This is a genomic window from Dysgonomonas sp. 216 (assembly GCF_010501065.1).
Lineage (GTDB): Bacteria > Bacteroidota > Bacteroidia > Bacteroidales > Dysgonomonadaceae > QVMM01.
In genome coordinates this window covers 66493-87791 of record NZ_QVMM01000006.1, presented here as the reverse complement: position 1 = coordinate 87791, position 21299 = coordinate 66493, and the positions used below count along the sequence as shown (strand labels likewise).

The 21299-nt window shown below is 38.2% G+C and carries 15 protein-coding genes; 8 read left to right on the top strand and 7 right to left on the bottom strand.

Features of this window, described 5'->3' with window-relative positions; translation table 11 throughout:
- Positions 1 to 73 precede the first annotated feature (73 nt).
- Both D0T53_RS05175 and D0T53_RS05170 read right to left on the bottom strand, forming a co-directional pair.
- The gene (locus D0T53_RS05175) at positions 74 to 943 is read right to left on the bottom strand and encodes a peptidyl-prolyl cis-trans isomerase (RefSeq protein WP_163265770.1); all 870 of its coding nucleotides are present in this window, start codon (positions 941 to 943) and stop codon (positions 74 to 76) included.
- A gap of 88 nt (positions 944 to 1031) precedes the next feature.
- Positions 1032 to 3020 (bottom strand): peptidylprolyl isomerase, encoded by a 1989-nt coding sequence (locus tag D0T53_RS05170; RefSeq protein WP_163265768.1) that lies wholly within the window; start codon positions 3018 to 3020, stop codon positions 1032 to 1034.
- 256 nt (positions 3021 to 3276) lie between these two features.
- Here D0T53_RS05170 and D0T53_RS05165 point away from each other — a divergent pair, with 256 nt between their 5' ends.
- The 3 genes from D0T53_RS05165 to D0T53_RS05155 all read left to right on the top strand — a co-directional run bounded on the left by D0T53_RS05165 (position 3277) and on the right by D0T53_RS05155 (position 9665).
- Positions 3277 to 6123, top strand: a complete 2847-nt coding sequence (locus tag D0T53_RS05165) for a putative LPS assembly protein LptD (RefSeq protein ID WP_163265766.1) — start codon at positions 3277 to 3279, stop codon at positions 6121 to 6123.
- A gap of 106 nt (positions 6124 to 6229) precedes the next feature.
- Positions 6230 to 8119: a molecular chaperone HtpG gene (gene htpG, locus D0T53_RS05160; protein WP_163265764.1), complete on the top strand. Its 1890-nt coding sequence runs from the start codon at positions 6230 to 6232 to the stop codon at positions 8117 to 8119.
- A gap of 247 nt (positions 8120 to 8366) precedes the next feature.
- Entirely contained in the window at positions 8367 to 9665 is a 1299-nt protein-coding gene (locus tag D0T53_RS05155) for an MATE family efflux transporter (RefSeq protein WP_163265762.1), read from the top strand.
- Between the two features lie 65 nt (positions 9666 to 9730).
- On the opposite strand, the gene trxB is transcribed toward D0T53_RS05155, so the two are convergent.
- From trxB to D0T53_RS05140, 3 genes are all read right to left on the bottom strand, one after another.
- Positions 9731 to 10693 (bottom strand): thioredoxin-disulfide reductase, encoded by a 963-nt coding sequence (trxB, locus tag D0T53_RS05150; protein ID WP_163265760.1) that lies wholly within the window; start codon positions 10691 to 10693, stop codon positions 9731 to 9733.
- Positions 10694 to 10823: 130 nt separating this feature from the next.
- A complete protein-coding gene (locus tag D0T53_RS05145) occupies positions 10824 to 11459 on the bottom strand; it encodes a LolA-like putative outer membrane lipoprotein chaperone (RefSeq protein WP_163265758.1) in 636 nt (211 codons plus the stop codon).
- Between the two features lie 58 nt (positions 11460 to 11517).
- Positions 11518 to 14028, bottom strand: a complete 2511-nt coding sequence (locus D0T53_RS05140; protein ID WP_163265757.1) for a DNA translocase FtsK — start codon at positions 14026 to 14028, stop codon at positions 11518 to 11520.
- 299 nt (positions 14029 to 14327) lie between these two features.
- On the opposite strand from D0T53_RS05140, the gene D0T53_RS05135 reads away from it, so the two are divergent.
- The 5 genes from D0T53_RS05135 to D0T53_RS05115 are packed head-to-tail and all read left to right on the top strand — an operon-like array spanning position 14328 to position 20411.
- Complete coding sequence (locus D0T53_RS05135; RefSeq protein WP_163265755.1) at positions 14328 to 15587, top strand: DUF4861 family protein; 1260 nt, start codon at positions 14328 to 14330, stop codon at positions 15585 to 15587.
- 18 nt (positions 15588 to 15605) lie between these two features.
- The gene (uxaC, locus tag D0T53_RS05130) at positions 15606 to 17012 is read left to right on the top strand and encodes a glucuronate isomerase (protein ID WP_163265753.1); all 1407 of its coding nucleotides are present in this window, start codon (positions 15606 to 15608) and stop codon (positions 17010 to 17012) included.
- 37 nt (positions 17013 to 17049) lie between these two features.
- On the top strand, positions 17050 to 18483 hold the full coding sequence (locus D0T53_RS05125) for a tagaturonate reductase (protein WP_163265751.1): 1434 nt from the start codon (positions 17050 to 17052) through the stop codon (positions 18481 to 18483).
- Between the two features lie 21 nt (positions 18484 to 18504).
- Positions 18505 to 18927, top strand: a complete 423-nt coding sequence (locus D0T53_RS05120; protein WP_163265749.1) for an HIT family protein — start codon at positions 18505 to 18507, stop codon at positions 18925 to 18927.
- Positions 18924 to 20411, top strand: a complete 1488-nt coding sequence (locus D0T53_RS05115; protein WP_163265747.1) for a UxaA family hydrolase — start codon at positions 18924 to 18926, stop codon at positions 20409 to 20411. The genes D0T53_RS05120 and D0T53_RS05115 overlap by 4 nt, the downstream gene beginning before the upstream one ends.
- Positions 20412 to 20489: 78 nt before the next feature.
- On the opposite strand, the gene D0T53_RS05110 is transcribed toward D0T53_RS05115, so the two are convergent.
- On the bottom strand, positions 20490 to 20690 hold the full coding sequence (locus tag D0T53_RS05110; RefSeq protein ID WP_163265745.1) for a helix-turn-helix transcriptional regulator: 201 nt from the start codon (positions 20688 to 20690) through the stop codon (positions 20490 to 20492).
- Positions 20680 to 21159: a hypothetical protein gene (locus D0T53_RS05105; protein ID WP_163265744.1), complete on the bottom strand. Its 480-nt coding sequence runs from the start codon at positions 21157 to 21159 to the stop codon at positions 20680 to 20682. Before D0T53_RS05105 ends, D0T53_RS05110 begins: the two co-directional genes overlap by 11 nt.
- Positions 21160 to 21299: the final 140 nt, after the last annotated feature.

Sequence of the window (21299 nt, the reverse complement as noted above, 5' to 3'; positions counted from 1 at the left end):
GGTCGTAAATATAGCTATATACTACCTATTCTTTTGTCTTAATATTATTAAAAGAAGTTATACAGTACTGTTGTTACTTGTCGAAAAAGGTTATTTTTCCTTGTTTTAGTGCTTCATCGTATAAATCGGCTTCGATTTGCTTTGTGAAATCCTCTCTTCTCTGATTTAAAAGGATTTCCATAATCTGACCTTTTGTAAATTCGAAAGGAGCATTATCGCCGGCAAGTTTATAATCCTTTATGTTAAGCAGGTAAACATATAACGAGTCTTCAACTTCTATTTGTTTATTTTCTTTCAGAAATATTCTTTTGTCGGGGATAACTTGGGGGATATTTAGTAAAACATCGTCGAAACTTACCCAATTGTTATAGAATAAGTCGTAAATAACGGCATTTTCGAGCGAATATTTCTCAATATTCTCAATAGCGCTTTCCGATGTCGATTTGTACCATTTTTTCAAATCTTCTAAACGAGTAGAAGTTAATGGCACTTTCAGAAAAAGACCTTTAATTATATCGGTCTGTAAATCCAGATTCTGCGAATTTTTATCGTAATAATCTTTCAATTCATTTTCCGAAATTTCTTTCGACAAGCGTTGCTTAAGCAATTGTTCCTGATAAGTGAAAATCGTTAGATTTTGTCGGTAATTTTCGACAAGCTCATCAATTTTCTTTTTGTCGGTAATGTTCTCCGAGGCTTTTTCGTACATCAACTCGTCTTTTATCCACATTTTAATGTATGCCTCAGCATTTAAAGTACTGTCGGTTGGCGATAGTCCCTTAGGAATAGATTCAGCAACTTCCTCCAGATAAAGAGCTTTACCGTTTACTTCAACCAATATAGTATTGTCTGTTACCTTATTTGTTCCTTCTTGTTTGATACATGAAGATACAGTTGTGGTAATAAACAAAATTGAAAATAGTAACCGTGAAATAAATCTCATTCCTCTTTATCTATGTTATGCTGATAATAGCGTTCTAAATTACAGTCACAGAAAACGTATTTCCTGTGACTGTTATATATTGCTTAATTTATTTGATTGATTTTAGAATGGCTTCATTAACCTCAACAGGGTATTTCTTACGAAGCGCCTCCATCCATTCTTTTTCTCTTACTTCTTGCAAATCCGAAATTACCTGTCCTTTAACATCGGAATATTCTTCGGGTTTAGGGATTACTTTTCCTATAACAAAAAAGTATGGATATTTATCTAGAGGCTCAGCTTTTTCTCCAGTTTTAAACACCTCCTGATCTACAAATTTGTTTTCTCCTTTTGCAAATAAGCTGCGCTGTACCCTTACATTTTTTACACTATCGTTGTTTAAAGCTTCTAGAATAATTTCGCCTTGGTTTTTAGCTTTTTTATTTTTGTTTGCAAGTTTTTTTGCGGCTTTCAATGTCGCTTCATCAGCGCAATGTATAATCAATCCTTTGTGTTTAGGATTTTCCCATACATATTTTGAGTTGTTATTTTTGAAATATTCGGCCAAACCTTCATCATCTTTTGCCGTTTTATCCCAAACCTCTTCGTTCATTACATTGAACAAAAGTATTCCATCGTTATATTCCCGTAGCAGGTTGCGGTATTCGGGGAAACGTTTTTCCAACGAGTTTTCTTCTATATTAAACAGAACCGATTCCTCGTAACTACTCAACAACTGTTTAAGCATATCGGTAGAAAAACGTGTTCTCGAACTTTTTGCATTATTAGCAACATACTTCGAAAAATCGGATATTCTATAATTTACGCCATCAGCGTTAAACAACACTTCATTGTTGTTCGCCGTTTTTTCGTTAAATACAGAGTCGGCTGGACTATAGTCATTTGCCAAGGCATTTAATTCGTCGTAGGCTGCTTTGTTCGCTTTAAAGTTAAAAAGCTTTTCTAATCTTTGGTTTTTCAAAGCTCTGACATCTTCAACTCTGTCGGAACTGTTTACAATATTAACCAAACGCTCTTTCGATTGTTTCCATGAATCGCGTGGAGCTTTGCCTTCTAATTTCAATATATGATATCCGTAAGCGGTTTCGATAGGCTCGGTTATATCACCTTCTTTTTTTATAGAGTATGCTGCTTGCGTAAAAGAACGAGGCAAACGAGTATATTCATCTATCCACCCCATTTTCCCACCTTTTTCAGCAGATTGTCTGTCGGTTGAGTATTCTTTACTCAGTTCGCTGTAATCGGCTCCCGCAACAAGCTTATTATATACCTCTTGAGCAATCTTTTTAATACTGTCTTTCTGTTCAACAGATGTGTCGGGGTGAGAAAACCCAAACATAATATGAGCAATATTTATTTTACCTTGGCTGGGGCGGCGGTTATGCACTTTTATTAGATGGTAGCCAAACAATGTACGTACAGGCATACTTACCTCGCCCACTGGGGTTGTGTTAGCTACTTTTTCGAATGGTTCGACAAGCATCCCGGCGGTGGTCCATCCTAAATAACCAGGTTTTTCGGTTCTTGCTGCCGATGGATCTTCTGAATATTCGAGTGCTAAATCTTCGAAAGATTTAACTGTCGAATTCTTCTTCGCTTTTTTTCCTTTTGGTTTTTCCAACATTTGACGCACCGATAAAGCTTTTTCGTATACTGCCAGTGTATCTTTCGGTAAAATTACGCCTTCGGGAAATCTAAATAAAATATGGCTTGTTTCTACGCCTTCGCCCATGCTGTCATACAGCTCATGAGCCACAGTTTGTATACTTACCGTGTCTGTTAAATAAGGACGCGATAGTTGCTTTTTATAAGTGGCAAACTCTTTAATAAATGCAGGAATTGTATCGAGTTTTTGACTTTTTGCTTCCTCGATTTTCAGCTTATAATCGATAAACAAAGGTAAATATTCATCTAAGGACTGTTGTACCGAGGCACTGTTTTTCTTGTATAAATATTCGAACTCCGATTTATGAACAGGATGTCCGTTAACTTTCATTAAAACCGGATCGTTGTCCTGCGCACTTACATTTGAGAACACTGCAAATGTGCTTAATAATAAAAGAAGCGTTTTATTCATAATTAATTAAGTGTTATTAGTTTTTATGCGATGCAAATATATTAGAAATTATTTAAAAAATAAGTTTATGTTATACTTATAGGCTTTGTAAAATAAGTGATTTAATAAAATTTAGCGGCATAATATTCGCTTTTTTACAATAAGAAAGGAAAACCTACATACTTTAATTCATATTTTTATATTTTTTGCATTTCGTTTTTCATATATTGATTAGTTTTGCAGTTTGGAATAAAAAGTACGAACTCCCTTATTTTAAATGAGAAACTTTCGGCTATTCATATATGTATTATTTTTAACGTTTGTTACGGTACCGCTTGTCGGTTCCCTATTTGCGTTCAATGTAGCCGACGAGCGTTTGTCTTTGCTTAACGATTCTGTCATAGCCGATAATCGTATACCGGCTGACTCTTCAGCCATCGATAGTACCTTTATTTCAGACACATTATCGGTTGATAGTATTGCAACCGATTCGGTAAAAAAGAAAAAACCAGCCATAGAAGCCCCTGTCGATTATGAATCGAACGATTCTATTGTATTCCTTTTCTCGGAAGGTAATATAGGATATCTTTACGGCGATGGGCATATAAATTACCAAACAATTGCGCTGAAAGCCGAAAATATTGAGATTAGTATGGATAGCAGTATTGTTAGTGCTACATATGGTCTCGATTCGATAGGGCAAGAGTTCGGCTATCCAGTTTTTACAGATGGAGGTTCGGGCGGCGGCACCGATTACGAAGCAAAATCGATGCGATACAACTTTAAATCCAAGAAAGGTATTATTAAACACGTTGTAACTACGCAAGGCGAAGGTTATATTGTTGCCGAAAATGCAAAGAAAAACGAAGATGATTCGTTTTTTATGTGTAACGGAAAATATACAACCTGCGACCATCACGAGCATCCCCACTTCTACTTTATGGTTACCAAAGGAAAAGTAAGGCCAAAGAAAGATGTTATATCAGGACCCGGATACCTTGTGATAGAAGATGTCCCTATTTATTTTCTGGGGCTACCTTTCGCTTTTTTCCCTTTTACCAATAAATATCAGTCGGGAGTTATAATGCCCAGTTTCGACGATGTGATGGATCGTGGATTTGGGCTTCGGGACGGAGGTTATTATTTTGCAATAAACGATTACGTGGATCTTGCCGTAACAGGCGATATATACACCAAGGGGTCGTGGGCATTAAATGCCCGTTCTACTTACCGTAAACGTTACAGACATTCGGGTAATTTTAACATCTCGTATCGCTACACCAGATATGGCGAAAAGGCCGACCCCGATTATAGCGAATATAAAGACTTTGGCATAACATGGAGTCACACACAAGACCCTAAAGCGAACATGTATCGTACGCTCTCGGCTAGTGTTAACTTTAAAACAAGTTCGTATAATCAGAACAATTTAAATAGTATACAGAACCAATATAGTACCGAAAACACTAAAAACTCTACAGTTACATTAACCCAGCGTTTTCCGAACTCGCCATTTACTGTATCGGCAAATATGAGTGCCGCACAAATTTCGAGAGACTCTACAGTTGCGCTTACGCTTCCTAACCTTACGGTTTCGATGAGCCGTATTTATCCGTTTAAACGTAAAGAGGCTGTGGGTACTCAACGGTGGTACGAGAAAATACAAATGAGCTATACGGGCGATTTACGAAACAGTATAACAACAAAGGAAGATAAACTTTTAAAATCGAGTTTACAGAAAGACTGGCGCAATGCCATGCAGCATTCTATTCCCGTAAGTGCAACTTTCAGCGTGTTTAATTATCTGAATATTACCCCTTCGCTAAACTATAAAGAACGTTGGTATACTCAAAAGATAAACAAGCATTGGGATGTAGCGAGAAACACACTTGTTAATTCTGACACAACATATTCGTTTAACAGAGTCTATGACTTTAATTTTGCGTTAGGCTTTCAAACTAAATTATATGGATTCTTCGAGCCCATATTTAAGGTCCCTATTTTTAAGGCCGGTACAATAAACCGAATCAGACATGTGTTTACTCCATCTATTAGCTTAAGCGCCCGTCCCGACTTTAGCGATCCATCGTGGGGCTTTTACGAACGGGTTTATTACGAGGATGCACAAGGGCAACGCCAATACATTGACTATTCGCCTTACGAGGGAGGTATATTCGGAACGGCTCCTTCGGGCAAACAGGGTAGTTTAAACTTCAGTTTCGATAATAATATCGAAATGAAACTTAACACACCTAACGACTCGACCCGCATCATTAGCCTTATCGATAACTTTGGGGTAAGATTCAGCTATAATATGATGAAGGACTCCCTAAAATGGAGTGATATAAATGCATCTCTCAGGTTGAAATTAAGTAAAAACCTGACGGTTAACGTAAATGGAACCTTCGACCCATATATGTACGACCCTGTATATTCGGCTTCTGATCCGGGCAGGGAAACTCCTGTAAGATTGAACAAGGTAGATCGTTTACGTATATCGAACGGAAAAGGCATTGGACGCCTTATACGCACAGGCTACTCTATTTCTCCATCTATCAATCAGGATACTTTCAAAAAATGGTTTGGAAAAGGAGGCGATAAAGCAAAAGGTGAAAACGAAACCTCTTCGTCAACAGAATCAACTTCGGAAGAAAGTTCTTTTTCAACAAGTGAAGAAGAATCTTCGGGCGGAGGAAGCATCTTAAATAAATCCAAGGAGAAAGACGGAGAGTACGACGATGACGGGTACTTAAAAAATGAAGTAAAGTGGAATCTTTCGGCTAATTATTCGTTTACCTATGCTAACTCGAGCGAGATTGATGTAAAGAATATGGAATATAAACGAAAGGTAACTCATAGTTTAGGACTTAGTGGAAGTATACAACCCACCAAAAACTGGAACTTTAATTTTACAACAAGTTATAATTTCGACACAGGTGGATTTTCCTACTTAAACTGTTCATTAACACGTAACCTGCATTGCTGGAGCATCTCTGCCACATTTGTTCCGGTGGGGGTATATCAAAGCTATTTTGTGTCGCTCAGAGCAAGTTCTCAACTGCTGCAAGATTTGAAATATGAACAACGTGGACGTCAGACTGCTTACGACCCCACTTGGTATTAATTTCTCAAAAAAAATATAATGACAAAATGTCACTAATTAGTTAGTGGCATTTTTTTTGTAATTATGGATCATAGAATTTTAACGAAAAACTAAATATTTACAAATTATGCAACAAAAAGGACACATTGGGGTAACAACCGATAATATTTTCCCCATTATTAAGAAATTTTTGTACAGCGATCACGAGATTTTTTTGCGTGAAATCGTTTCAAACGCGGTAGATGCTACACAAAAGCTTAAAACATTATCGTCTATAGGCGAGTTTAATGGCGAATTGGGCAGCCTTACTGTAAAAGTAAGTATTGATAAAGAAAAAGGCACATTAACTATTTCGGACAGAGGTATAGGTATGACAGCCGAAGAAATAGAGAAGTATATCAATCAGATAGCTCTTTCGTCGGCAAACGAATTTCTTGATAAGTATAAAAACGATGCGAATTCTATAATCGGTCATTTCGGTTTAGGGTTTTATTCATCGTTCATGGTTTCTAAAAAAGTCGAAATTGTAACCTTGTCTTATAAAGAGGGTGCACAACCGGTAAAATGGAGCTGCGACGGAACACCCGAATATACAATAGAAAGTGTAGAAAAGACCGACAGAGGAACAGATATCATTCTGTATATCGACGATGAGAATCAAAACTTTCTGGAGAACAACGAAGTTGACAAACTGCTGAAAAAGTATTGTCGGTTCTTAGCCATTCCTATTGCATTTGGCAAAAAAACCGAGTGGAAAGATGAAAAGTCAGTCGAAACAGATGAAGACAATATAATAAACGAAACAAATCCGGCGTGGACTCGTAAACCAACCGAGTTAACCGATGAAGATTACAAGAAGTTTTATCAGGATCTTTATCCTTTTAGCGACGAACCTTTATTCTGGATACATCTGAATGTCGATTACCCGTTTAAACTTACAGGTATTCTTTATTTTCCTAAAATAAAGAGCAATGTGGATATGAACAGGAATAAAATACAACTGTATTCGAATCAGGTATATGTAACAGATTCGGTCGAAGGTATTGTTCCCGAGTTTTTGACTTTAATGCACGGGGTAATAGATTCGCCCGATATTCCTTTGAATGTTTCAAGGTCTTACTTGCAAAGCGACCAAAATGTAAAAAAGATTTCGAATCACATTACGAAAAAAGTTGCGGACAGGCTTGAAGAAATATTTAAAAATGACCGCCCCCAATTCGAAGAAAAATGGGATAGCCTTAAAGTGTTTATCGAATACGGCATGCTTACCGATGAAAAGTTTTACGACAGGGCTCAAAAATTCTGTTTACTGAAGAATGTTGACGGAAAGGCGTTTACGTTTGAAGAATATAAAACGCTTATAGGTTCTAATCAGACTGATAAAGATGGAAATTTAGTATATCTGTACACAAGCAATAAAGACGAACAGTTCTCTTACATCAATAATGCTCTGGACAAGGGGTATGACGTGATATTATTTGATGGACAATTGGATGTACATATGGCCGGTTTGCTAGAGCAAAAATTCGAAAAAAGCCATTTCGTACGCGTCGATAGTGATGTTGTTGATAATCTGATAAAAAAAGGAGACGAGGCTGAAGTTACGCTTACCGACAAACAAAAGGAGGAGCTTAGCGAAACTTTTAAATCGCAATTACCTAAAATTGACAAGGTTGACTTTACAATAGAGTATAAAGCTTTGGGCACCAATGCTAAGCCTATACAAATAACTCAGAACGAGTTTATGAGGCGTATGAAGGAAATGTCGGCTATGCAAACAGGATTTGGCTTGTATGGCGAGATGCCCGATAATATGAATATGGTGTTAAATGTAGAGCATCCATTGATTAAGCAGGTTCTGTCAGAGGTTGAGGGTAAAGATACGGAGGCGATAAATGCTTATGCGTCGGACAACGCAGTTGTTCGTCAATTAATAGATCTAGCATTACTTTCGAATGGAATGCTTAAAGGCGAAGCTTTAAGTAACTTTATAAACAGAAGTATTAAACTTATTTAATTGCTTTACTGTCTCGCCCCCGAAATAAGGTAACAGTGTTTGTTCTAAAATATTATAAGAACCGATGGATTTATATTCATCGGTTTTTTGTTTATGGAGTTACGAGTTTTCATCTTAAAAATCAACATCAACTACTATGTTTAGGCATTGTCTTTAATTATTGTATCGCTGTCAGCTAATATAAAAGGATTACCATTTTTTATATCTTGCTTTTAGCTACCTTTGCCTTTGTAAAAAAAAGGAAGAATTGGACAAACGGATATTACGGTTAGCAATCCCCAATATTATATCGAATATTACTGTACCCTTGCTGGGAATGGTAGATATGTTTATTGTAGGACATCTCAGCTCCGAACTTTTTATAGGAGCTATCGCTGTGGGCACAATGATATTCAACTTTATTTACTGGAACTTCGGTTTTCTGCGTATGGGTACCAGTGGTTTTACGGCACAAGCGTTTGGAGCGCAAGATAAGCAAGAAACAGTAAATATCTTGCTACGTTCATTATTGGTAGCTATAGTAATAGGGTTGCTCATTGTAATTTTGCAATATTTTATTCTGCAATTGGCTTTTATTCTTATTGGAGCAAGCAGTGGCATAAAAGAATATGCATCCTCCTATTTTTATATATACGTTTGGGCAGCCCCTGCGGTTCTGAGCATGTATGCTTTTTCGGGTTGGTTTGTAGGTATGCAGGATTCGAAAACACCTATGTACATATCTATAGCCGTAAACGTTATTAATATATGCGTGAGTATATTATTGGTATTCGTTCTACATCTTGAGCTGAAAGGGGTTGCGTTAGGCTCGCTCATTGCTCAATATTCGGGTTTTATTTTATCATTAATAATATGGAGCAGAAAATACAGGAAACTTAAACCGTTTCTGAATATAAGTTTTATAAAAAGCATCAGGGATTTTGTTCCATTCTTTAAAGTTAATAGCGATATTTTTCTTCGTACTTTAGCCCTAGTTGCAGTCACAACCTTCTTTACTTCAACATCGGCAAAAATGGGCGATACATTATTAGCGGTTAACAGTTTGCTGATGCAATTATTTATACTTTTCTCTTATATGATGGATGGATTTGCATACGCCGCCGAAGCCTTAACCGGACGGTATGTAGGAGCAAAACAACCTTTGCAGCTAAAAATACTTATAAGCCGCCTGTTTCGTTGGGGAATAGGTTTAATGATATTCTTTACAATCGGATATTGGTTATTTGCCGACAATATATTAGGTATACTTACCGATAAACAAAACATCATAAATATTGCGCACGAATACAGGTTTTGGGTATTACTTATCCCATTCGCCGGATTCTCGGCATTTTTATGGGATGGGGTATTTGTAGGTATGACAGCATCGGCACAAATGCGAAACTCCATGTTTGTTGCCACGGCTTCGTTCTTTTTAATATATTACCTGTTCCAAAACAGCCTTGGTAATAATGCGCTATGGTTGGCATTTATCATCTATCTGGCTATGCGCGGAATAATGCAATCTATTATATTCCGATTCATAAAAAAGCGAATAGGTTTGTAACTTTTTCGATAAAAAAAGCGACCCCATAAAACAGAGTCGCTACTTCACTTTGGCAAGTGTATATCTTACTTAGATAATTCACATTCGGCTTCGGCAAGCTCCACTAAATATCTTTCCGACTCCAATGCAGCCTGACATCCTGTACCGGCAGCAGTTATAGCCTGACGATAAACAGAATCGGCAACATCGCCGGCAGCAAACACCCCTCTTATATTTGTTTTGGGCGTTCCGGGCATTGTTTTTATGTAACCTGAATCATCCAAGTCGATCTGACCTTTAAATATGTCTGTATTTGGTTTATGTCCTATTGCCAGAAAAAAGCCATCAATTGCAATATCAAATTTTTCTTCATCCTTTTCACCCATTCTTTTTACAAGATGAGCCCCTTCTACTCCATTATCGCCAAACAGGCCGAGTGTATTTGTCTCGAAAAGCATTTCTATTTTAGGATTGTTCAATACTCTTTTCTGCATAACTTTCGACGCTCTAAGCTGAGGTTTACGAACAATCATATAAACTTTATCGGCCAAACCCGACAGATAAGTAGCCTCCTCGCAAGCAGTATCGCCTCCGCCCACAACAGCCACAACCTTTTTTCGATAGAAAAAACCATCGCACGTAGCACAAGCCGAAACGCCCATACCTGCATATTTTGTCTCGTCGGGCATTCCCAAATATTTAGCTGTAGCGCCGGTTGCAATAATCACAGCATCGGCTTCTATTGTCTTCTCTCCGTCGATCACTATTTTTTTAGGCGTAGCAGTCAAGTCGGCAGATGTAGCTATTCCGGCACGGATATCAGCACCAAAACGCGTAGCTTGTTTTTTCAAGTCTTCCATCATTTCGGTTCCACTTATTCCTTCGGGATATCCGGGAAAATTTTCAATATCCGTAGTGGTTGTCAGCTGTCCACCGGGCTGAATTCCTTCGTATAAAACCGGTGCCAGATTTGCTCTGGATGCGTAAATAGCTGCCGTAAATCCTGCCGGACCCGAACCAATTATTAAGCAACGTACTTTTTCATTCATATTAAATATTATTTTTCTATTAATTTCAATAAAACAAAAATAGGGCATCAAACCCTATTTTCAAAATAAATACATTCTATTTTATCTATATAGATATAATATTTATCTATATATTGGCAGAAAACTGATTTTACCTAAGATCTATAACCTCAACATCAGGGTAATCATTTTGGTTAAAGGTAAATACTTTGTCGTCTATCGACGATTGCTCTTTTGTCGATTTTATAATCAACTGATTATTTACCTTATCTTTTTGATAGATAGATATTGAAGTAAATAAATTAGAAGCCTTATCTATTTTAAGATCGAATTTCTCTACATCAGATCCTTTTTTTTCAGGAATCATTTCTATTAAATATACTTTTTTTCCGTTTTCGGTTTTCTCCCCTTTATTCTTCAACTTAAAGCCCGATTTATATAAATTGAGCAACGCTACAGGGCTTATAGCCGCTAACTCCTCTCCCGTTGGGTTGCTAACATTCACTTCGTCGCCTCCTGTCATATACACCCACTGAGTTTTTCCATCGAACCAAGTTATTCCATCCGGAACTTGTATTTTAAATTTATTCCCTTTTATATGTGCTGTGCCATCGTGACTGTATGTTGTTTTATTTGCAATATCATTTGTATTTATCGTAAACGAAAGGATAAATCCCGGCGATTGCTTGTATGTTGTAGCAACTTTATCTAGTATGTCCTTTGCATTTTGTGCCACAGCTATTTGAGCCGAAATAAATATAAATAAGAATAATAACCTTGCTTTCATTTTTACTTTTATTGTTTAAATAAATAGACTTTTTTTTTACCCGAAAGTTTAATTCTGCTTATCTTAATGCTGTTAATTTTTGTTCCAGGCTGTATTCGTCTGCAATAAGCACATCGCGAGCCTTACTTCCTTGGGTTGGCCCTACAATTCCTGCAGCTTCCAACTGATCCATAAGACGACCTGCACGGTTATACCCTATCGAAAATTTACGTTGAATGAGCGAAGTTGAACCTTGTTGGTGAATAATCAGCAAACGTGCCGCTTCTTCAAACAAAGGATCTTTATCGTTTAAATCCACAGCTCCGGGTTTATCATCTCCACCGCCTTCGCTAACATATTCGGGCAATTCAAAAGCATGGGCGTACCCTTGCTGATTTCCGATAAATTGAGCAAGTCCCTCAACTTCGGGCGTATCGACAAACGCACACTGTATACGAATAAGATCGCTACCTTGCGAAAACAATAAGTCGCCTCGTCCAATCAGCTGATTTGCCCCCGACATATCAAGTATGGTTCGGGAGTCTATCTGCGAAGTTACCCTAAATGCCATACGGGCAGGGAAGTTAGCTTTTATAGTACCTGTAATAATATTTGTTGTAGGACGTTGCGTTGCAATAATCATATGTATGCCTACTGCTCTGGCCTTTTGCGCAATACGGGCAATAGGCATTTCTATTTCCTTTCCTGCGGTCATTATCAAATCACCAAACTCATCTATTATCACAACAATATACGGAAGAAAACGATGCCCTTTCAACGGATTCAGACGACGCTTCTTAAACTTTTCGTTATATTCTTTTATTGTCCTTACACTGGCCGCCATCAACAATTCGTAACGGTCGTCCATCTCTTTTGTCAGGGAGTTTAAGGTTTGAGTAACTTTCGTTACATCTGTAATAATAGCTTTTTCTGCGTCAGGCAACTTTGCCAGATAGTGTTTCTCAATACGCGAATAAATATTGAATTCGACCATCTTAGGGTCTACCAATACCATCTTCATTTCGGCAGGATGTTTCTTATATAACAACGAAGTTATTATAGCATTCAATCCGACAGATTTCCCCTGCCCTGTTGCTCCGGCAACTAAAAGGTGGGGCATTTTGCACAGGTCGAACATAAACACCTCATTGGTAATAGTTTTACCTAACGCAACAGGTAAATCGTAAGCACACTCCTGAAAATTACGGGAAGCTATTATCGACTGCATCGACACTATTTGCGGATCTTTATTAGGCACTTCTATCCCTATGGTACCTTTACCCGGCATTGGTGCAATAATACGTATACCTAATGCCGATAAGCTGAGGGCGATATCATCTTCCAAGTTTCGTATCTTGGAAATACGCACGCCTGCTTGCGGCACAATTTCATATAAAGTTATGGTAGGACCTACAGTTGCTTTTATCGATGTAATTTCTATTCCATAATTACGCAAAGTAGTTATAATCTTTTCCTTATTGGCGCGCTGTTCGTTCATATCGACGCCTTTGCCCGAATAGTCATATATTTTCAGAAGCTCTACAGAAGGAAATGCAAAGCGGGACAAATCAGCCGTGGGGTCATAATCTTCAAGTTCTTCTTCCTCAAAATCCTCTCCCTCTGTATCCTTATCCAAGTCGTCATCATCTTCTTCCGAATTTGGCTGGGCTGTATTATTTTCGTTTTCTTTCCGATAAGGTTGTTCGTCAGTAGGCACAACAATCTCAAAATCGTCATCCATTGTTATATGCTGCTCCTCTTCTTTATCGGCTGTTTCGATATTACCAACAAAAGCAAATTCATTTCCTGATTCCGTATTGTTATTCAAGTCCTTTTGCTTTCTACGGAAAATATCAAAAATAGATTTCTTCGGTTTTTCTTCTTCAACCGCAAGTAAATCATCATCAAAATTATCGATAACCAAAGCACCTTCTTCCTCCTCTTGTAAAACCCTGTTTCTTTTCAGGTTGAAAGGTTTTGCAAACATATCTCTGAAAAAAGTAACAGAAGTGCTTCGTACTACAACTATAAACAAAATAAGTAATAACAGCACTATCATCACAACACCGGGAATCCCTACTGCCGACTCTAAGAATTGTTCGATAACCAAGCCATGACTTCCGCCCCATATTATATAGCTGTCGCTAAACAGGTTAGACAAGATCAGAGAACTTGTTACCGACCCCCATATAAGAACAAATGCCAGAACAAAAAACGATCTGATTAACGATATATACAGTATATTCATTAATCTCATTCCAATAAGCCCAACATAAATCGGAATCAGTAGAGAAAAAATACCAAAATACCCATTTACAAATTGTTCGGAAATATAGGCTCCGCCAACACCGCCCCAGTTACTTATCTCTTTCTTTAGAGGAATCAGTTCAAAAAAAGTTTTATTCACAACTTTACTTTGGTCGGCAGCCCCTGTGAAAAAGAAAGACACCATACCCAACAACATAAAAGCTGCAATAAACAATATTGATACTCCAAGTATAAAATTGCCTCTTTCACTTTTCATGAAATCGAGGAGTATAGAGAATTTTCCTTTTCCGCCTTTTTTCTTCGTTTTTTTCTTTTTTGCCATTCGTATAATAAAGTACAAACAAATATGTTATGTAGAATATAAATCTCACAAAGGTAACTTTTTTTATCGAGTTTCGGGCCAAGACATCAGCCACTAATTTTATTAAAAACACAAAGAACAATTACCTAATAAAAAAGTAGTGCTTTCGTGTCATTTTTTTAATAGAAAATAACAGATTTTCCATGATAAAAGTAATTTTTATCGTTCTCGAAAGAAATGATTGCCTTATATTTGTCTCGTTGAAAATCAATTATACGAATAGTATCTCTGTATTAAAATCAAAAACTTGCAATTTAACTATGAATATATTCAGAACACGAGCAAAACTGACAAAAGTATTTTACTATGCTTTTGCCGGACAATTTCTTTTCTCCGCCGGAATGTTTGCGCAAACAAAGACTGTTGTACTGGAAAACAAGGCTGAAAAAAAGATTGTAGATTATACGGTTGAGATACCTGCAAATCAATTGAAATTGCCAATAAACAATTATGTTGCTGTAAATGAAAGCGAAATCGTTCCCGTAGAAGTTGTATCCGATATAAAAGGTAATGCTTCGGTTATTTTCCCTATTTCTACAATTATGCCCAATTCATCAATTTCTTTAAATATACAAGGTGGGTGCGCACACAAATATCCGAAACGCACATATGCCGAGATTGTGCACAAGATTGGAGGCAAGTTTGAAAGAACAATTACCGAACGCCATAACTGGAATCAATACAAAGGCGATTTTGCATGGGTAAAGCCTAATTATTTGCGTGTCCCCGACGACTTTACCGACCATGCTTATTACATTAAATACGAAGGTCCGGGCTGGGAAAGCGACAAGGCGGCATTCCGTTTTTATCTTGACTGGCGTAACGGAATAGATGTATTCGGAAAAAAAACACCCGAAATAGTACTACCATTCGTTGGTGTTGACGGATACGACAATTATCACAATATGGGCATTTGGGGTATGGATAATATGAAAGTGGGCGATGGTTTGGGCATCGGCTCGATTGCCGTTTGGGATGGAGAAAAAGCTGTGCGTGTAAACAATGCCGATAGCATTGTATCGTACATTAAAGCCGATGGCAAAATCCGTTCGCAGGTAATGACAACATATTACGGATGGAACGCAAACGGAACAAAATGCACACTGGAGTCTCTTATATCAATTGATGCAGGAAGCCGCGCTTCACATATGGAGTTACTGACAGATAAAAACCTTGAAAATCTGGCTACAGGCATAATAAAAAGCAAAGAGACTGAGATATTGAAATCGGATAATAGCAACGAATGGTCTTACATAGCAACATTCGGAAAACAAAGTTTGAATAAAGATATGCAAGGGCTTGTCATCTTCTTCAGAACAAAGCAATTGAAAGAGATTACCGAAGATAAGCTAAATCATGTGGTGGTGCTAAAACCCGATAACGGATATGTAGATTATTACTTTATGCCTACATGGGAACTCGATTGGGAGCCTGTCAGGACAAAAGAAGACCTTCAAAAATGTATTGATGAGGTAATGAATCGCCTAAACAAAAAAATAACAGTCAAAATAAAAGAATAACCATAAAATAAAGTAACCATGAAGAAATTCTTAGACGAAAATTTCGTTCTCGAAACCGAAACAGCCCAAATGCTGTATCATGAATATGCAAAATCGTTGCCTATTATCGATTATCATTGCCATTTAATACCCGAATATATAGCCAACGATCATAAGTTCGACAACCTTGGACAAATATGGCTCGAAGGCGATCATTACAAATGGCGTGCGATGCGTACTAATGGTGTTGACGAGCGTTATTGCACAGGAAAAGATACTACCGATTGGGAAAAATTCGAAAAATGGGCTGAAACCGTACCTTATACAATGCGAAATCCGTTATATCACTGGACTCACCTCGAACTTAAAACGGCATTTGGAGTTGAAACTTTACTAAATCCTGATACTGCCAAAGAAATATTCGATATATGTACAGCAAAGCTTCGCACCCCCGAGTATTCGGCTCGCGGACTTATGAAGAAGTACAACGTTGAAGCCGTTTGTACAACTGACGATCCTGTTGATACCCTTGAGCATCATATTTCGTTGAAAAACGAAGGCTTCTCTGTTAAAGTACTCCCAACATGGCGCCCCGACAAGGCAATGGCTGTTGAAGTTCCTACCGATTACCGTGCTTATGTGGAGAAACTTTCTGAGGTTTCGGGCATTACAATCAATAAATTCAGTGATCTTATAGCAGCATTACGTAACCGTCACGATTTTTTTGCAAGCGTAGGCTGTAAACTTTCCGATCATGGAATAGAAGAGTTTTATGCCGAAGATTTTACTCAAGCCGAAATAGAGAACATCTTCAATAAAGTATATGGCGGAACACAGCTTACAAAAGAAGAAATAATCAAGTTTAAATCTGCAATGTTGTTCGAAGGAGCAATCATGGATTGGGAAAAAGGCTGGACACAGCAATTCCATTATGGTGCTATCCGCAACAACAATACCCGTTTGTTTAATCAATTAGGCCCCGACACAGGCTTCGACTCTATCGGCGATTTTTCGGTAGCTAAAGCTATGTCGAAATTCTTTAACCGATTAGATACAGATAATAAATTGGCGAAAACAATCATTTACAATCTTAACCCAAGAGATAACGATTTGATTGCGACCATGATTGGTAATTTTCAAGATGGTTCGGTTGCCGGAAAAATCCAATTCGGATCGGGCTGGTGGTTCCTTGACCAAAAAACAGGAATGGAAGCGCAAATGAACTCGTTATCCAATCTCGGACTTTTGAGCCGGTTTGTAGGAATGTTAACCGATTCACGCAGTTTCTTGTCCTATCCCCGTCACGAGTATTTCCGCCGTATTCTATGTAACCTGATAGGTAACGATGTAGAAAAAGGTTTATTACCATCATCCGAGTTACCATTCTTAGGCAAAATGGTTGGAGATATATCTTATTACAACGCAAAAAACTTCTTTAAATTTTGAATTAACCCCTATATCTAACTAATAAAAAGCGTATTAAATGAAAGAATTAAATAAAAGCACAGTAGAAAAGAAGGATATTCCTGTAAAAATCCTCCAATTCGGAGAGGGTAACTTCCTTCGCGCGTTTGTTGACTGGATGATCGACAAAGCAAACAATGCAGGTGTTATGAATCACGGTGTTGTTGCCGTTCAGCCTATCGCGCAAGGGATGGCGGATATGCTTCGCAAACAGGATTGCATGTACCATGTATATCTGGAAGGTATAAAAGACAAACAACCCGTTAAAGAAATAGCGTTGGTAAAAAGCATCATGGATGCGTTGAATCCTTACGACGAATATGCAAAATACGAAGAACTGTTCCTGAGCGATGCGTTGGAAATGATTATTTCTAACACAACGGAAGCGGGTATCCGCTACGAAGAAGGCGACGATTTGAATGCACAGCCTCCTAAATCGTTCCCTGCTAAAATGACAGCCTTGTTGCACAAACGTTTCAAAAAATTCAACGGCGACCCGAATAAAGGTTTGTTGGTTATTTGCTGCGAATTGATCGAGGATAACGGTTCTACATTGCGTGAATATGTGCTGAAACATGCCGAAGCAAACAACTTGGGTGCCGACTTCATCAACTGGGTAAAAAATTCGGTACATTTCTACGATACATTGGTTGACCGTATCGTGCCGGGATTCCCACGCGAAAACATCGATGAAATCAAACAAGAAATCGGTTTCGACGACAATTTGGTAGTGAAAGGCGAGTACTTCCATGTATGGGCAATCGGTGGCGATCCCATCATCAAACAAAAATTCCCGTTGGATAAAGCAGGCTTGAACGTATTGTTTATGGACGATATCAAGGATTTCCGTGCCAAAAAAGTACGTATCCTTAACGGTGCACACACAGCTATGGTTCCTGTAGCGTTGCAATTGGGCTGCCAAACAGTAATGGACGCTTTCAATACGCCTGAAGTTGAGAGGTATATCAACGAAATGGTGTACAAGGAAGTATTGGCGGTTATCGACGAAGATCCTGCCGAACTGAAAGTGTTTGCAGATAAAATTCTGGAGCGTTTCTACAATCCTTATCTGAAACACTATCTGAAAGATATTTCGTTGAATTCGATCTCTAAATGGGAAACTCGCGATTATCCTACTGTTTTCGATAACTATAAGAAATTGAACAAAGATGCTAAACTGACAATCTTCTCGTTTGCTGCTTTACTGGTATTATATACCGGAAAATCGGCTGCTCCTGATTTCACGCCGAACGATACGCCTGAATTCCTCGAATTCATTCAGTCTACATTCAAGGCTGACGACATCAAAGGTTGGGTTGCCGGTGTTGTAAACAACAAGCAAATGTGGAAAGAAAACTTTGCGGAAGTTCCTTTCTTCGTCGACGAAGTGGCAAAAGGCGTGGAAGCTATCCTTGCGAAAGGAATGCCGGCTGCTTTGAAGGAAATCATCTAAAATAATCAACAAAAAACAAATATGGCAACAGGTTGTTTATACTGCGACAGGAACGAGACACAAAAAGATTTGATGATAGAGATATGCGATTTGAGCGTATCCACGGTTTTCCTGTTCAAGGAGCAAACATACTACGGCAGATGCATTGTCGCTTACAAAGACCACAATGTGGAACTGTATGAGCTGAACGACGAAGATCTGCTGGCGTATATGAAAGATACGAACAAGGTTGCGGCAGCAATGAAAAAGCTGTTCAATCCCGAAAAGATCAATTATGGAGCTTATTCGGATAAGCTGAAACACCTGCATATGCACCTCGTGCCGAAATACGTCGATGGCACGGATTTTGGAGGTGTATTTGTGATGAATCCGCAGCAGAAATATCTGTCGGACACCGAATACAGCGAAATGGTTGACAAAATTAAAAAGGAGTTAGGAAAATGAGTAAGTTTTTGATAATTAGCCCTTCCGACAACGTAGCGGTAGCAATCGACAGCCTGAGCGAAGGTGATATTGTTAACGTGAACGGAACGGAGGTGACGATAAAAAACCCGATCGAAACGGGGCATAAATTTGCCATCCGTCCGATTAAGAAGGATGAAAACGTAATAAAATACGGCTACCCGATAGGGCATGCGTTGTTGGACATCGGGGTGGGGGAGCACGTGCATACGCATAATGTAAAAACCAACCTGCACGACAATCTGGAATATAAATACGTGCCTGTTTATCCGAAACTGGATATACCGAAAAGCGATTTGAAAATCAACGGTTATCTGCGTTATGACGGACAAATGGGGATCCGCAACGAACTGTGGATTGTTCCGACCGTAGGTTGTGTTAACGGGCAGGCGCAAATGGTTATCGACCGTGTGAAAAAAGAACTCGATACGAGCCATATCGACGATATCCGTGTGTATACGCACAATTATGGTTGTTCGCAATTAGGCGATGACCACGAAACCACTAAAAAAGCATTAGCTGCATTGGCAAAACATCCGAATGCGGGAGGTGTGCTTGTATTCAGTCTGGGTTGCGAAAACAACCAGCAATCTGAGTTTAAGAAGGCGATGGGTACGTGGGACGAAAACCGTGTTCGCTTTGTCATTGCTCAGGAGGTGGAAGACGAAATCGAAACAGGATTCCAACTGATGAAGGAACTTGTTGAGAATATGAAGAAAGACAAGCGCGAAGAACTTCCGTTGTCGTTGTTGAAAGTAGGTTTGAAATGCGGTGGCAGTGATGGTTTCTCCGGAATTACAGCTAATCCGCTTGTCGGACAATTCTCCGACTGGTTGATAGCTCAGGGCGGTACGACTATACTGACCGAAGTGCCTGAAATGTTCGGAGCGGAAACTATCCTGATGAACCGTGCGAAAAACGGATCGGTATTCAACGACACTGTTTCGCTGATTAACAACTTCAAAAATTACTTCCGCAAATTCGATCAGGAGATATATGAAAATCCGTCTCCGGGTAACAAAAAAGGTGGTATCACAACACTTGAGGATAAATCGTTGGGATGTACGCAAAAAGGCGGTAATTCCGAAGTAGTTGACGTGTTGGATTATGCTCAACCTGTTACAGTTCACGGGCTGAACTTGTTGAATGCTCCGGGAAACGACCTTGTGGCGGCATCGGCGCTGGCTCTTTCGGGTTGTCAGTTGGTATTGTTTACCACAGGACGCGGAACTCCATTTGGTAGCTTTGTTCCTACGATGAAGATTTCGACAAACTCGAACCTGTTCAAATTCAAAAACAATTGGATTGACTTCAATGCAGGAAGCCTTCTTGAAGGTCAGAGCATGGAGAAAGTGTTGAAGGACTTTGTCAACTTCATTGTTGAAACATGTGACGGAAAACTGTTGAAACACGAAGAAACAGGATTTAAGGAAATCGCGATATTCAAAACAGGAGTTACATTGTAAAACTGTTTTATGATAATATTGAAAGCGGCTATCCGAATGAGTTAGCCGCTTTTTTGTTTTTAGTTTCACTTATATTACTTAATCGGTATCTTCCAATGTAAAAATGCTTTCAACGGGTTTTTCAAATACCCTTGCGATTTTTAATGACAATACGGTTGACGGTACATACTTTTCCGATTCTATTGCATTTATTGTCTGGCGGCTAACCCCAATCCGTTCTGCCAATTGTTGTTGGGTTATCCTGAGTATTGCTCGTTCAACTCTAATATTATTCTTCATAATCATTGGATTTTTTGAAATTTCGCAATGCTATGTTGTATTTTATAATAAATAAAATGAGCAGTGCATAAAGATTCAAAAACAATACAAATATAAAACCATCTCCATAAACAAACAGGAATGTAACAATTAATAATACTGAATTTACAATAACCGACCAAATAAGGGAATCCCCTCTTAACTTGGCAATATATTCATCCTCTATTTTTTCTTTAGAGAATGCGATGAAAAGTAGCCCTATAACAAGTAAAATCATACATACCGAAAGAATCAGCTTTCCCGCTATAAGGTTAAGTACACGCCCTGAGGAATTATTAAACATGCCGTCAAAGAAATTCCATGTCGTTGATGCTTCGCTGTAATCAAAATATCCCAATAAATAGAAAATAAGAATTGCTGCCAGAGGCAATGATATAATCCAACCGATTTTCCTGAAACAGGCAGGCAATAAGAAATTGTTCGTTTTCATATATTTAAATTATTAGTATTACATCACAAATGTAAATTATATTTTTCAAATAGTCAAGTTTATTTTACAAAAAGATTTATATTCTTTACTTTTTTGAAATTTATAATGTCTGAAATATTTAAAACAAGAGGTAATACAAT